This is a genomic window from Pseudomonas versuta (assembly GCF_001294575.1).
GTDB classification, from domain to species: Bacteria; Pseudomonadota; Gammaproteobacteria; order Pseudomonadales; family Pseudomonadaceae; genus Aquipseudomonas; species Aquipseudomonas versuta.
Genome location: NZ_CP012676.1, coordinates 3,758,467 through 3,772,198, shown reverse-complemented (window position 1 = coordinate 3,772,198; position 13,732 = coordinate 3,758,467). Strand labels below are relative to the sequence as shown.

The window sequence follows — 13,732 nt, the reverse complement described above, 5'->3', positions numbered from 1 at the left end:
GCAGAGTTCCTTGAATTCAATGGTGGTTGTTCAGCGGCTGTGCGCCGATAGCGCCGAAGCCTGCAATCCACTCGGGAATTGGACGGTAGTAACGACCTTCGGTTTGGTACGGGCCGAAGGCTCTAAGGGCGGCGAAGGCGGCGACCCAGGTTTTCACTTCATGTGTGGATTTGCCGGCCAATGCCGACAGCTCGTCATTGCCCAGCGCATCGAGTTCGCTGAGGCGGTCCTGTTCAAGGGTGTCGAGAAACTGCTGGTCCCAAACCGGATTTAGCGGGTGCAGACTGTGTTGGTCTTCAACGAAATCCCGGGCAGCCTGGATGACTCGTTCCTGGCGCGCCTGTCGCTCGTTAGCTGGCAATTGGCGACCGCTGCCCATCAGCCGATCGGCCATGCGCGCATCGACTTTGGCCAGTTCCGGCACCGGAGGTTGATGGGACAACCCTCCCGAGGCCAGGAACAGCACGCGTTTGTTCAGCGACTGCGCCCACTGGCCAATCGATTCACCGAGCAGACGGGCACGCTTGAAGCCAGGCAGGGGCACGGCGACCGAGTTGATGAACACCGGGATCACCGGGCAACCTTGTAAGCCCCCCAGCAAGAGTTCCAGGGGTTGGGCGAACGCATGGTCGACCTGCATGCGATAAGACACAGCGGCGTCGATACCGGCATCCAACACAGCCTTGGCGCAGGATTCAGCCAGTGCTTTGGGCACGTCCAGGGGACCGGCGGCGGTGTCGAAATCGCCGATGGCGTCGGCCGCCATGCCGATGCAGAAGGCCGGCATCATGTCGTAGAAAAAACCGTTGTAGTGGTCGGGGCCAAACACCACCACCAACTCCGGGTCGAAGCGGGCGATGCGTTCACGGGCACCGCTGATCATGTCATCGACCTCGGCCAGCACTTCTGGCTCTGGGTCTACGTAGCCCACCAGTGGGGTGTGAGACATGCAATGCAGATAGGCGCTCATATCACGCCACCTTGCTAACAACGGCTTTCGCAGCCGGTTGCGGCAGGACTTTGAGCGCCCGGGCCAGTGCTTCGCAGGTTTGGTCAATGGTCTGGGGGATGGCCAGGCCGGCGAGGAAGCGGTCTGGACGTACCAGAGCGATAGACGAAGTGCCGAGAGCGAACCATTCCTTGAGACGACCGGTGCTGTCTCCGACGCGGATCACATCAGGGCCGGCATCACTCGGTGCTCTGAGCTGGACATCCGGCAATACTTGAATAAAGCGCGTGCCCAGGGCTTTCCATTGCGTAATTTGCGCCGGTGTCAGGCCCCAGGTCGGATCGCAGCCCCAGGCGATAATTGCAAAGTTTTCGCCGATCACTTCATCCAGCAGCACTGTGGTGCCGGCGTCAGTCAACACCTTCGGCTGAATGAACATCTTGCCTACCGGCGAGCCCTTTTCACTCGGCACGATCAAAGCGCCCCGGGAGTATTGCGGCATCGGTTTGAAGCGCATTTCCACGAAGTAGCGTTTGACCGGCGGCAGGTAGTTGAGCAACCACGACACGCCATCGCGCAGGGTGCCTTGCCAGCGTTTGGGCGGTGCCAGCACGTGGCCCGCGAGCACTGAAAGATTGATCATTGCCTTGGCGTGGTCGCGGCGTTCCTGTTCGTAGCTGTCGAGCAGGCTGTCGGCCGCCAGCCCCTTGATCACCAGCGACAGCTTCCACGCCAGGTTCGAGGCATCGCGCATGCCGCTGTTGTACCCCTGGCCTTGCCACACCGGCATGATATGCGCGGCATCGCCCGCCAGCAGCACCCGGCCCTGACGGAACTGACCGGCCAGACGAGCGTTGTGGGTATAGACGCGGCTGCGGATCAACTCGATGTTGTCCGGGTTCGGCAACACCTTGGCCAGTAGCTTGCGCATGTTCTCGGGCTTGCTCAGCTCTGTCTCTGTTTCGCCGGGCATCACCATGAATTCGAATCGACGCACGCCATGGGGCAGGGCGGCGGACACGTAAGGACGCACGGGGTCACAGCAAAGGTAAACATGGGGCGTGGCCAGCGGGTCGTTGGCAATGTCGACCACGATCCACTGATTGGGGGCGGTCTTGCCTTCGAAACTGATGTCCAGGCTGCGCCGCACCAGGCTGTTGCCGCCGTCGCAGCCAATCAGGTACTTGGCCTGCAAGCGCTCGCTGCGTCCCTCTGAATTTTTGAGGGTGAGCGCTACACCACTTTCGCTTTGCTCGAAGCCTTCGAGTTCGCGACTGAACAACACCTTGACGTTGGCAAAACGCGCCAGACCCTCGAACAAAACACGGTCGGCCAAGGGTTGAATGAACGCGTTGCGGCGTGACCAGCCGAACTCGTCGGTTTTCGGCTGAATATCGGCAAAGCAGCGACCCTTGGGAGTCAGGAAGCGCATGGCGTGCCACGGCGTGGTGTGCGGCAGCACGTTCTCGGCCAGGCCGACGGCTTGAAAAGTACGCAGGCTTTCGTCGTCCAGACCGATGGCGCGGGGGTAGTCGATCAGGCTGGCGAGCTTTTCCACCAAGGTGACGTTCACGCCACATTGACCCAGATAGTTGGCGATCATCAGGCCAACCGGGCCGGCGCCGACAATCGCGACATCGGTGGTCAGGTTCGATGAGGAAGGAGTGGATGCAGAACTCATGGTCATCTCCGTACAGCGCTTTTGGATTTCTTATTGAGCGAAGTATGGAAATCACAGGGCTGGTCGACAACGAGAACTCTTGTTAGCGTGCACTGAATGCACATGATTGATTTACAACAATAAAGGATCCAGCCATGAGCGAGACCGAATACAAAGCCGTGCGTGGCCTGATGCGGGGTTTGGCACTGATTAATGGCTTGAACCGCTTCGACGGCGGCGCCAGTACCGCGCAAATGGCTGAGCAGAGCGGGCTGCATCGCACCACCGTGCGCAGGCTGTTGGAGACCTTGCAGGCTGAAGGTTATGTGCGGCGCAGCGAGTCGGATGACAGTTATCGTCTGACGTTGAAAGTGCGCGAGCTCAGTGAAGGTTTTCGCGATGAGCAATGGATCTCCTCCATCGCCGCGCCCTTGCTCGGAGAGTTGTTGCAGCAAGTGATCTGGCCCACCGACCTGTGCACGCTGGACGGCGATGCGATGGTCATTCGCGAGACCACTCATCGCTTCAGCCGCCTGTCGTTTCACCGCTCCATGGTTGGCCGGCGCCTGCCCTTGCTAATGACCGCGACCGGGCGTGCGTACTTTGCGTTCTGCCCACCCGCCGAGCGCGAAGAGCTGATCGAATTGATGATCAGCCGCGAAGATGAACAATCGGTGCTGGCCGCCGATCGTCGTTTTGTCGATCGGCTGGTGGAGCACACCCTGGCCAAGGGGTATGGCGAAAACAACTCGCACTGGGGCCTGGAACGCAAGATCGCCGCCATTGCCATCCCGGTCATGCACCACGAACAGGTGATGGGCTGCCTGAACCTGGTGTACATCGCTAAAGCGATGCCCATTGAGGAAGCCGCTCGTCGCTACTTGCCGGCGATGCTGGGCGTAGTGAGACAGATCCAGGCTCAATTGGGCTGATGTTGCCTGCGTCTGATAGCTAACTCACCGGGTAAGGCTTACTGGTGTTGGGGGAGTAAACGTCAGTTGCCTGCACGCTGTGCCGGTCATGATCATGTGCCGGGTCAACATTGGCAACGACCTGACGCAGATGGCGCTGTTGGGGTTAGTCATCGCTCTGGTGCTGTCTACCGTTATCAGCCTGAGCGTACGCTGCATTTCGCCCCCCTCAGGCAGACAGTCGAAGCCATGGCCAATATCGCCAGTGGCGAAGGCAACCTGACTCTTCAATTGCAGGTAAGGGGTCGTGACGAGTAAGCGCGTTGGCCAGGCAGTTCAACGTGTTCACTGACAAACCGAGCCACGTCGTTGCAGAGATACAGCTGGCAGGAACTCCTTCTATTCCATAGGCAGAACACCTTGGAAGGGCCGTTGCGTAGCTCTGTTGCCCTGTGGGGCGCCTTCAAGCAGGCATATGCGGGGCGCGTAATGCTGTGTGGATGTATTCACGAATGCCCAGAAACAAGAAAGCCCGCACGGGGCGGGCTTCTTGGGTGTTTCGCAGACTGTCTGAGACAGGTCTGGACAGCTATTTGGTGGAGCCGGGGGGATTTGAACCCCCGTCCGCCAGTACTCCGCTGTCGGTACTACATGCTTAGCCGTATCTATTAAGTTAACCCTCAGCGACCCGAAGGGCAGGGTGCTTTGGGCGAGTTGTGTAAGTTTTAGCCGATTCGTCCACAACGTACTGCACGGCGATCCTGTTCTATATGACAATCACTTCAGGTTTACAGGCATCCCCTAGTGATTGCTGGACCCGAAGGTACCAGGAGGATGGCTAAGGCAGCTTACGCTGCGAGAGCTTGACCCTCGTAGGTTTCGTCATTGGCAACTATAAGTAGTTGCAACAGTGGATTTACGAGTTCTGTTACCAACTCGGCATGCACCTAGAGTTTCGCAACCGGCGTCGAATCCTAAACGGCCCCGATGCTTGCTGTGTATAACCAGCAAGCTAGCGGAGTCTACGCCTATCCAGCGCAGAAGGCCAACCCCATCAAGGGTTTACTTGCCGTCACCACCACCTTTGTTGACATCCTGGATCCGCTGGAGCACTTGGGTGGAGGTAGAAATGCAGGCTTTGTCATCGCCGCCAGCTTTTTCGGCTTTGGCCTTATCGTAACCGGCCTTGATGTCGTCGGACGTGTTTTCGCTTGTCTGGCCAGAAGTAGCCATGGCGTTTTCAATTTTTTGCAGGTTGATGGCGCACAAATCATCCTTCGCAGGAATGGTTTCAGCCGCAAACACCGGAGAGGCCAACATCACAGCGGAAATAAACAGACCAGCAAGAGCGGTACGCTTCATGGGGAAAACTCCTTGTGCACATGATAGGCCCGGTGTTTCCGGGCTCGGTTATATGCCCCAAATCGTGGGGCATCAAGCCAATTGACTATAGCCGTGCTCAGGAGTTCTGCTTGTATTTGGCCATCATTGAATCATTTTTTTTGTGCCCAAAAGCGGGGCGATTTTTGGGTGGCCGGAAGGGCATTGCTGGCAAGCCAGCTCCCACAAAAACTGCCAAAAACTGTGGGAGCAATCCCGCTCTTACAGAGCGGTGGTCACCCGGTCTACCAGATACACCAGCCCGTGATAATCAATCCCGCCATGCTGGCTCAGACCGATTTCGCATGTGCGGCTTGTCGATATACCTTCACTGCAATGCTGTACGGCGTCCTTCAGAGTACGCAGCGAGTGGGCGTTCAACTCCGGTGTGGTGAAGCCCTTGTCGCCGGCAAACCCGCAGCAATGAATCCCTTCGGGAATTACTACCTGGGTACTGCACAGGCGTGCGATGTCGATCAGTGCCTGGCTTTCGCCCAAGTGCTGGGTGCTGCACGTGACGTGCACAGCAATCGGTGCGGCTTGCGGGGTGAAACTCAACTTGTCCACAAGGTGGGTGCGGATGAAGCGCACCGGGTCATACAGGTCCAGACGCGATTCTTTAAGGTCTTGCACCAGGCGCAAGGTACACGGGCTGGTGTCGCAGTAGACCGGATCAAGCCCGCCGCGGCTGGCATGCAGCAGTGCGCCGATGAGTTCCTGGCGCTTGTGTTCCGCTTGTTCGGCATAGCCTTTGGAGGCAAACGGCTGGCCGCAGCACAGGCTGTCCATGTCGTCGGGGAACACAACCTGGTAACCGGCTTTTTCCAGCAGACCACGGGTTTTATCCAGCAGCGACATTTGCTCGCTATCGCCTGCCGCCGGCCCCATCACTCGCGAAACACACGCCGCCAGATATACCACTCGCGGTCGTGCATCCTTGACCGCAGGGCTGAGTCGAATCGCGCGTTCGGGTTGTGGCATGGCATTGGTCCACAACGGCACGCGGCCTTTGCTGGCTTTGGTCAGTGCGGCCGAGATTTTGCCCAGCCGTGGCGCGCCCAGCAACATGCGTGCGCCATTGGCCGCATGCAGCATGAAACGGGCACCTTGCAGCGTGGTAGCAAAATGATTGCCCAACCAGTCGGCGGTTTTCACATTCCTTGCGCTGCGGGCCCGGAGTTTTTTTACCAGCTCGCCGGTGTTGATGCCGACCGGACAACGCTGTGCGCATAAACCGGTAGCGGCGCAGGTGTCGATTCCTTGGTAGGCGTAGGCTTTTTCTAGCTCAAGGGTGTCAATCCCTGCGCGTTTTTTGGCCTGAATGTCGCGCCAGATCACAATCCGCTGGCGCGGGCTGAGGGTCAGGCCTTTTGATGGGCAGACCGGCTCGCAAAAACCGCATTCGATGCACTTATCCACAATCTCGTCTGCGGCGGGCATCGGTTTAAGGTGCTTGAGATGGATGTGCGGGTCTTCGCTGAGGACCACGTCGGGGTTGAGAATGCCCTGGGGGTCCAGCAAGCGCTTGAGCTGCCACATTAACTGGTAGGCATCGCTGCCCCATTCCAGTTCTACGAACGGCGCCATATTGCGCCCGGTGCCATGTTCAGCCTTGAGCGAACCGCCAAATTCCACGGCAACCAGCTGCGCCACGTCATCCATAAACGCCTGGTAGCGCGCCACTTCTTCGGGGTTGTTGAAGCCCTGGGTGAAGACGAAGTGCAGATTGCCCTCCAGTGCATGGCCAAACAGGATCGCTTCGTCGTAGTGGTGTTTGTCGAACAGCTCGATCAGGCGATTGACGCCGATGGCCAGTTGTTCGACCGGGAAGGTCACGTCTTCGATGATCACCGTGGTCCCGGTTTTGCGTACGGCGCCGACGGCCGGGAAGGTGTCTTTGCGGATTGCCCACAGCTTGGCGTTTTCGACCGGGTCCTCGGTGAAGTCGACTTGTTTCTCGACCGGGAACGCCGCCACTGACGCCATGATTTGTGCCAGTTGTTCGTGTAATAAAGTCGAGGTTGCGGCGCGGGATTCGATCAGCAGGGCACAGGCATTGGCCGACAATTGTTGTACGAAAGCCGGCATGCCCGGCTTGTCCTGCACCGAGCGCAGGCTGCGACGGTCCAATAGTTCTACGGCTGACACCGGTTGATTTTTCAGGACGGTGACGGCGTTGCAGCAGGTTTCAACATCGGGGAACACGATCAGTGCCGAGGCTTTGTTCGGATGATCGATCACCGTGTCGTAGGTCACCGCGCTGATAAAGCCCAGAGTGCCTTCGCTGCCCACCAGCAGGTGGCTGAGAATATCCAGCGGGTCGTCGAAATCCACCAGGGCGTTGAGTGACAGGCCGGTGGTGTTTTTCAGACGGTATTTATGGCGAATTTTTGCAGCCAGTTCGGTATTGGCGCGGGTCTCGCGGGCCAATGTCGCCAGCTGTTCGAGCAATGGGCCATGGCTTTGGCGGAAGGCGGCGACGCTGCTCGCGTCTTCGGTGTCGACCCGGGTACCGTCGGCCAGTACTACGCGCAGGCCAGCCAGGGTGTGGTAGGTGTTTTGCGCGGTGCCGCAACACATGCCGCTGGCATTGTTGGCGACGATGCCGCCGATTTTGCAGGCGTTGATCGAGGCCGGGTCAGGGCCGATCTTGCGCCCGAATGGTGCCAGCCAGGCGTTGGCCTGGGCGCCGATGACGCCGGGTTGCAGGCGGATTTGCATACCCTGGCCACGTATTTCCTTGGCGTTCCAGTTATCCCCAAGCACGATCAGCACCGAGTCGCTGATGGCCTGGCCCGACAAGCTGGTGCCGGCGGCGCGAAACGTCACCGGCACCTGGTCGCGGCGGGCGAGGCGCAACAGTTCGACTACTTCGTCCTCAGACTCGACGCGTATCACCAGCTTGGGAATCAGCCGATAAAAGCTCGCGTCAGTACCAAAAGCCAGGGTTGAAAGCGGATCGTCGAAACGGCGGTCTTGCGCGATCAATCGTTCAGCGTCTCGCACAAAGGCAGCGGGCAGGCTCATGCATCCTCCAGGATCAACACCACCAAGTCTTTCGGACCGTGGGCACCGTAGGCCAGCACTTGCTCAATGTCGGCGGTTTTCGATGGGCCGGACACCAGCAGGGCATTGGTTGGCATGCCGGCTGCCCAGTTCATTTCTCGCTGCACTTGATAGAAGTTGTCGCGGATTTCACTGGCTTTGAGCAGGGCGAAATGCACGGGTGGCACCAGGCTCATCAAGCGCGGCTCTTCAGCCGTCGGCCACATGATCAAACTGCCGGTGGCGGCAATTGCGCCCAGGGTCGTGGTCAGGCTGGCCGGGGTGTCATTGAACAGTTCGGCTTTCCATTCTTCCACGGGACGGTTGTAGGCCTTGAGAGTCGGCAGCCCAGGATTCTGCGCCCAATGCGTCGTCACTTTCTGCCCGTGTGCTGTGGCGGGCGCGATCAACAGGCTCGGTAACTGCCGGTCGGTGACCAATTGCGCCAACAGCGCCGGCCAGTCCTGTTCGGTGCTGAGGTGGATCTCGGTATGCACCGCTTCCATCAGTTTGCGTAGCTGAGGGATGCGTTGTTCCGGGGTGTAGGTCCATGGCTCTGTGACCAGCACTTCGTCGAAGTTGTCAGGCACCGGTGTGGTCCCTGTCAGACTGTTGCGCAGCTTGTTGAGGATGTTTTGTTTAGCGCTCATCGCGGGTCTCCCGATTTCTTCGCCAAGTGCTCGCGGGCCATATCGTGCAGGGAGCGGGCAGCGGGTTTGGGGGCGCTGTGGTTTTGCGTCCACGGCCCGACATTGCTCGGCGTGAGCCCGCGCAGGCGGGTAGCGGCCTTGAGAAACACGCGGTACAGGGTGGGGGAGCTGTTAAGCCTGGCCCACATGTTCCAGACCAGACGCTCTTTGCGCGAGTACTTGCTGCCCTGGCCGCGCATGATTCGGGGCGAGGCATCCGGTGCTTTGACGTTCTCTTCGCGCAGGCGGCGCAGCAGGGCCGGGATCGGAATTTTTACCGGGCACACTTCGCCACAGGCACCGCACAGCGACGAGGCGCTAGGGTGATCCGGCACTTTGGCCAGGCCCACCATGTGCGGCGTGATGATTGCACCGATCGGACCGGGGTAAACCTCGCCGTAGGCATGACCGCCAATGCGCGTGTACACCGGGCAGTGGTTCATGCAGGCACCACAACGGATGCAGTTCAGCGTCTGACGTAGCTCGCTGTCGGCAAATGCCTGACTGCGACCGTTGTCTAGCAGTACCAGATGCACTTCTTCGGGGCCATCCAGTTCGCCGGGTTTGCGCGGGCCGGAGATCATGTTGACGTAGGTGGTGATCGGCTGGCCGAGGGCCGAGCGTGTCAGCAATGACAGCAGCGGCACCACATCACGTAGATGCTCGACGACTTTTTCGATGCCGGTTACGGCGATATGCACCGGCGGCACGGTGGTGGACATGCGGCCGTTGCCTTCGTTTTCCACCAGCAACAGGGTGCCTGTTTCGGCGACCGCGAAGTTGACCCCGGACACGCCGATGTCAGCTTCAAAGAATTTCTGGCGCAGGACGCGTCGGCCGATCTGGATCAATTGATCGACGTCTTTGGTGTAGTCCACACCGAGTTTTTCGTGGAACAAGTCAGCCACTTGCCCGGCGTTCTTGTGGATCGCGGGCATGATGATGTGGGATGGCTTCTCGTTGTCGAGTTGAACGATGTACTCGCCCATGTCGGACTCAAGGCATTCAATGCCTTGGGCGCCAAGCACGTGGTTCATCTCCATCTCTTCGCTGACCATCGATTTGCCTTTGATCACTTGCTTGGCAGCGCGCCGGCGAGCAATCGACATCACGATTTCATTGGCCTGGTCGACGGTTTCGGCCCAATGCACCTGTACCCCGTTGCGAGTCAGGTTGGCTTCCAGTCGTTCCAGCAGGTCGGGCAGTTTGGATAAGGCGCGGGCGCGCACGGCATTGCCCAGGGCTCGCAAATGCTCGCGCTCATGGGCGTCGCTGAAGGACGCGGCGCGTTTGGTCATCAACGAGTCCATGGCACTGCGGAAGTTATTTCGCAGTTGCGTGTCAGCCAAGGCTTCGTGGGCGCGCTCGCGGAAGTCTTCTTCAACTGCGACGGTGGGGATCAGTGTGCTAGTGCTCATTGCTGTCCTCCGGTGCGCTGCCACAAGAAGCTGGCAAGATGCTGGCCGCGCAGGGCCTGTTTCTGTTTTTCCAGCGAGCCATTGATATTCATCAGGCAGCCGCAGTCGGCAGTCAGTACCTGGTGCGCGCCGGTTTCAATCAAGGCGCGGGTCTTGTCGGCGACCATGGCCCCGGAAATATCCGGCATGCGTACGCTGAATGTCCCACCAAAACCGCAGCATTCACTTTCGTGGCTGTGGTCGATGCGCTCAACATTACTCAGTTGCGCGAGCATTTCGCGGCCATGCAGGTGGGTGTTCATTTCGCGCCGGGCGGAGCATGAGGTATGCAGTGCCACTTTGACGGGGGCACCACTGTCCTTGAATTGCACCTTGCACACGAACAGCAGGAATTCGGTGAGTTCGAAGGTGCGTTCGGCCAGGGCATGGACCTTTTTCAAGGTCTCGGGTTCGTCCTTGAACAAGTCTTCGTAGTGTTCGCGCAACATCCCGGCACAAGAACCGGACGGCACGACCACGGGGTAATCTTCGGCGAACAACGCCAGCTGTGAACGTGCCACTTCGCGGGCCTGATCGGTGTAACCGGAGGTGTAAGCCGGTTGTCCGCAACAGCTCTGGCCCTGGGGGTAGTCGACTGCGATACCTTCGCGTTCGATCAGGTGAATGGCGTCCATCCCGGCTTCGGGGAAGAACAGGTCCACTACGCAGGTGCCAAACAGATAGACCTTGCGCGGCTTCGAAGGGTATTGACGAAGTGTTGGAAGAGGCGGGGCGACGCGGGTCGCATTCGGCACGGCGTTGTAAAAAAGCTCGCTCATCAGGCGTCTCCGGGTGGTCCCGGTTATGTGTCCGCGTCAGCAGCTGAAACCGTCTTCAGCCGCCAGGCAGACCGGGTTTTGAATGACTGACGCCGGCATGCAGGCCGGCGCCTTTTATCGTGCAGTAACCATAGCCCTATTAGTGCACCAGCATGCCGGTGAGCCAGTAGGCCTGTGCCAGTGTGATCAGGCCAACGATGGTGGCGAAGAACAGGCTGTGTTTGAGGGTGAAGCGGAACAGGTCGGACTCTTTGCCCACCAGGCCGGTGGCCGCACACGCCACGGCGATCGATTGCGGAGAAATCATCTTGCCGGTCACGCCACCGCTGGTATTGGCCGCGACCATCAATACGTCGCTGACGCCGATCTGGTGTGCAGTGGTGGCTTGCAACGAGCTGAAGAGGGCGTTCGACGAGGTGTCGGAGCCGGTCAGGAACACGCCCAGCCAGCCGAGGAACGGCGAGAAGAACGGGAACGCCGCGCCTGTACCTGCCAGTACCAGAGCCATGGTGGAAGACATGCCCGAGTAGTTGGTGACGAAGGCAAAGGCCAGCACCATGCCGATGGACAGGATCGGCCAGCGCAGTTCGTAGAGGGTCTCTTTAAAAGTGGTAAGACCAGTTTTGATGTTGATTTTCAGGATCAGCATCGAGATCAATGCAGAGAAGAAAATCGCTGTGCCGGTTGCTGAAATCGGGTCCAGTTTGAACACGGCAGCAATGGCGGTCGGTGCATTTACGATGGGGGCAGTTTTGATCACTAATTGATCAAGGTGCGGGATGGCGAAGTTGAACACCCAGCCATACATCGAGCCGCCCGGTGAGAACAGGGCCTTGAACGGCTTGAGGGTCCAGATGGTCACCAGAACGGTGAGGATCAGGAACGGCGACCAGGCTTTGAGAATCTGCATCAGGCTGTAAGGCGAAGCCATGAGGTTGCTTGGCTTGCCGAAACCTCCTGCGCTGGCGGTCACGATTACGTCAGAGGACACGCCGGCGATCTGTGCGCCAGCAGTGCGCTTTGGCTGCCAGACTTTCAGGAACAGCGTCAGGCTGACCAGGCTGGCGAGGGCCGAGGTGATGTCCGGCAGTTCAGGGCCAATGAAGTTCGAGGTGAAGTACTGGGTGACGGCGAAGCTTAAGCCGGCTACCAGGGCAGCTGGCCAGGTTTCACGCACGCCGCGCAGGCCGTCCATCATGAACACCAGCCAGAACGGTACGAAAAGCGACAGCAAAGGCAGCTGGCGGCCAGCCATGGCGCCGATCTTGAATGAGTCGATACCCGTTACCTGGCCTGCGACGATGATCGGGATGCCCAGGGCGCCGAAGGCCACGGGGGCGGTGTTGGCAATCAGGCACAGACCCGCGGCGTACAGCGGGTTGAACCCCAGGCCTACAAGCAATGCGGCAGTAATCGCGACCGGCGCGCCGAAACCGGCGGCACCTTCTAGGAACGCTCCGAAGCAGAAGCCAATCAACAGCACTTGCAGACGCTGGTCGTCAGTGATCGACAGGACCGAGCTGCGGATGATTTCAAACTGGCCGCTTTTAACCGTCAGTTTGTAGAGGAACACCGCGGCAACGATGATCCAGGCAATTGGCCAGAGGCCGTAGGCAAATCCATAGCCGGCTGCTGCGAAGGCCATGTCGACAGGCATCTGGAAGGCAAAAATGGCCACCACAATCGACAGGGCGAGGGTAATGCTCCCGGCGACGTGTCCTTTGAGACGGAACACGGCCAAGGCCAGGAAGAAGAACACAATCGGAATGACAGCCGCGAGAGCGGACAGGCCGAGGCTGCCGAGCGGGCTATAGAGCTGTTGCCAGGTTTGCATATGGGGTGGCCCCTAATTGTTATTGGTCGAGCGCATTTGGATAATTGGTATTACCAATTTACAACCGCTATCGGCTAGGTTAAAAGCGTTATGCGGTATGTGTCAATTTGCCGCTCTTAAATCTTTTCTCGCGGTGTTCGTGTTCAGTGCATCTGATGGGGTCGAGAGCGGCGTTTCTGATGAGTGTGCCGATTGCGCCAATCGGCGAGAATAGCGACCCCCGGCGCGTGGCTGGGAGGGTGGAGAGCAGTTATGGGGTTTGATCAAATTCGTCAGCGCCGTTTGTCGGACGATATTGTCGAGCAGCTTGAGGGCATGATCCTTGAGGGAACGCTGAAGTCCGGCGAGCGATTGCCGGCTGAGCGTGCGCTGGCGGAACAATTTGGTGTGTCGCGCCCTTCATTGCGTGAAGCGATTCAAAAGTTGTCGGCCAAAGGTCTGCTGGTCAGTCGCCAGGGCGGCGGCAATTATGTGGCGAGTTCGCTGGGCACGACGTTTAGCGACCCGTTGCTGCAACTGCTGGAAAGCAACCCCGAAGCGCAGCGTGATCTGCTGGAGTTCCGGCATACCCTTGAGGCGTCATGTGCGTATTACGCGGCATTGCGTGCAACCGAGATGGACCGTGAGCGCCTGCGCCTGGCGTTCGAGCAGTTGCAGGATTGTTATGCGCGGGTCGATGAAGTTAGTCGGGCCGAGGAGGGCGAAGCTGATGCCAGTTTCCATTTGGCCATTGCGGAGGCCAGTCACAATGCCGTGTTGCTGCACACGATTCGCGGGCTATTCGATCTGCTCAAGCGCAACGTGGTGACCAATATCGGCGGCATGTACAAGCAGCGCAGCGAAACGCGCGACATGCTGATCAGTCAGCACCGCGAGTTGTACCTGGCAATTATCGAGGGTCGTGCGGAAGATGCCCGGGAAGTGGCAAGCCGGCATCTGGTGTATGTGCAGGAAGTGCTGGAAGAAGTGCGTCAGGAAGTTCAGCGCATGGCGCGGGCAGAGCGGCGTAATGGGTTGTGAAATGCCAG

The 13,732-nt window shown here is 59.1% G+C and carries 10 protein-coding genes and 1 other RNA gene; 2 read left to right on the top strand and 9 right to left on the bottom strand.

Features of this window, described 5'->3' with window-relative positions:
- Positions 1 to 16: 16 nt before the first annotated feature.
- Both mhpB and AOC04_RS16955 read right to left on the bottom strand, forming a co-directional pair.
- On the bottom strand, positions 17 to 970 hold the full coding sequence (gene mhpB / locus AOC04_RS16960) for a 3-carboxyethylcatechol 2,3-dioxygenase (RefSeq protein WP_060695363.1): 954 nt from the start codon (positions 968 to 970) through the stop codon (positions 17 to 19).
- Between the two features lies 1 nt (position 971).
- Positions 972 to 2,630 carry a bifunctional 3-(3-hydroxy-phenyl)propionate/3-hydroxycinnamic acid hydroxylase gene (locus AOC04_RS16955; RefSeq protein ID WP_125878549.1) on the bottom strand — a complete coding sequence of 553 codons (1,659 nt, stop codon included), beginning with the start codon at positions 2,628 to 2,630 and terminating at the stop codon, positions 972 to 974.
- Between the two features lie 134 nt (positions 2,631 to 2,764).
- Between AOC04_RS16955 and AOC04_RS16950 the strand changes: the two genes are divergently transcribed.
- Positions 2,765 to 3,541, top strand: coding sequence for a DNA-binding transcriptional regulator (locus AOC04_RS16950; protein WP_060695360.1), 777 nt, complete (start codon positions 2,765 to 2,767; stop codon positions 3,539 to 3,541).
- Between the two features lie 573 nt (positions 3,542 to 4,114).
- On the opposite strand, the gene ssrA is transcribed toward AOC04_RS16950, so the two are convergent.
- The 7 genes from ssrA to AOC04_RS16915 form a co-directional block, all read right to left on the bottom strand.
- Positions 4,115 to 4,506, bottom strand: a transfer-messenger RNA (tmRNA) gene (gene ssrA / locus AOC04_RS16945).
- Between the two features lie 76 nt (positions 4,507 to 4,582).
- The gene (locus AOC04_RS16940) at positions 4,583 to 4,882 is read right to left on the bottom strand and encodes a hypothetical protein (RefSeq protein ID WP_060695358.1); all 300 of its coding nucleotides are present in this window, start codon (positions 4,880 to 4,882) and stop codon (positions 4,583 to 4,585) included.
- A 240-nt stretch (positions 4,883 to 5,122) separates the two neighbouring features.
- Positions 5,123 to 7,927 (bottom strand): FAD-binding and (Fe-S)-binding domain-containing protein, encoded by a 2,805-nt coding sequence (locus AOC04_RS16935; protein ID WP_060695356.1) that lies wholly within the window; start codon positions 7,925 to 7,927, stop codon positions 5,123 to 5,125.
- Positions 7,924 to 8,595 (bottom strand): LutC/YkgG family protein, encoded by a 672-nt coding sequence (locus AOC04_RS16930; RefSeq protein WP_060695353.1) that lies wholly within the window; start codon positions 8,593 to 8,595, stop codon positions 7,924 to 7,926. Before AOC04_RS16930 ends, AOC04_RS16935 begins: the two co-directional genes overlap by 4 nt.
- Positions 8,592 to 10,052 carry a LutB/LldF family L-lactate oxidation iron-sulfur protein gene (locus AOC04_RS16925; protein WP_060695352.1) on the bottom strand — a complete coding sequence of 487 codons (1,461 nt, stop codon included), beginning with the start codon at positions 10,050 to 10,052 and terminating at the stop codon, positions 8,592 to 8,594. The genes AOC04_RS16930 and AOC04_RS16925 overlap by 4 nt, the downstream gene beginning before the upstream one ends.
- Positions 10,049 to 10,870 (bottom strand): (Fe-S)-binding protein, encoded by an 822-nt coding sequence (locus tag AOC04_RS16920; protein WP_060695350.1) that lies wholly within the window; start codon positions 10,868 to 10,870, stop codon positions 10,049 to 10,051. Before AOC04_RS16920 ends, AOC04_RS16925 begins: the two co-directional genes overlap by 4 nt.
- 139 nt (positions 10,871 to 11,009) lie before the next feature.
- The gene (locus AOC04_RS16915; protein ID WP_060695348.1) at positions 11,010 to 12,704 is read right to left on the bottom strand and encodes a lactate permease LctP family transporter; all 1,695 of its coding nucleotides are present in this window, start codon (positions 12,702 to 12,704) and stop codon (positions 11,010 to 11,012) included.
- Between the two features lie 252 nt (positions 12,705 to 12,956).
- Here AOC04_RS16915 and AOC04_RS16910 point away from each other — a divergent pair, with 252 nt between their 5' ends.
- The gene (locus AOC04_RS16910; RefSeq protein WP_060695345.1) at positions 12,957 to 13,724 is read left to right on the top strand and encodes a GntR family transcriptional regulator; all 768 of its coding nucleotides are present in this window, start codon (positions 12,957 to 12,959) and stop codon (positions 13,722 to 13,724) included.
- Positions 13,725 to 13,732: the final 8 nt, after the last annotated feature.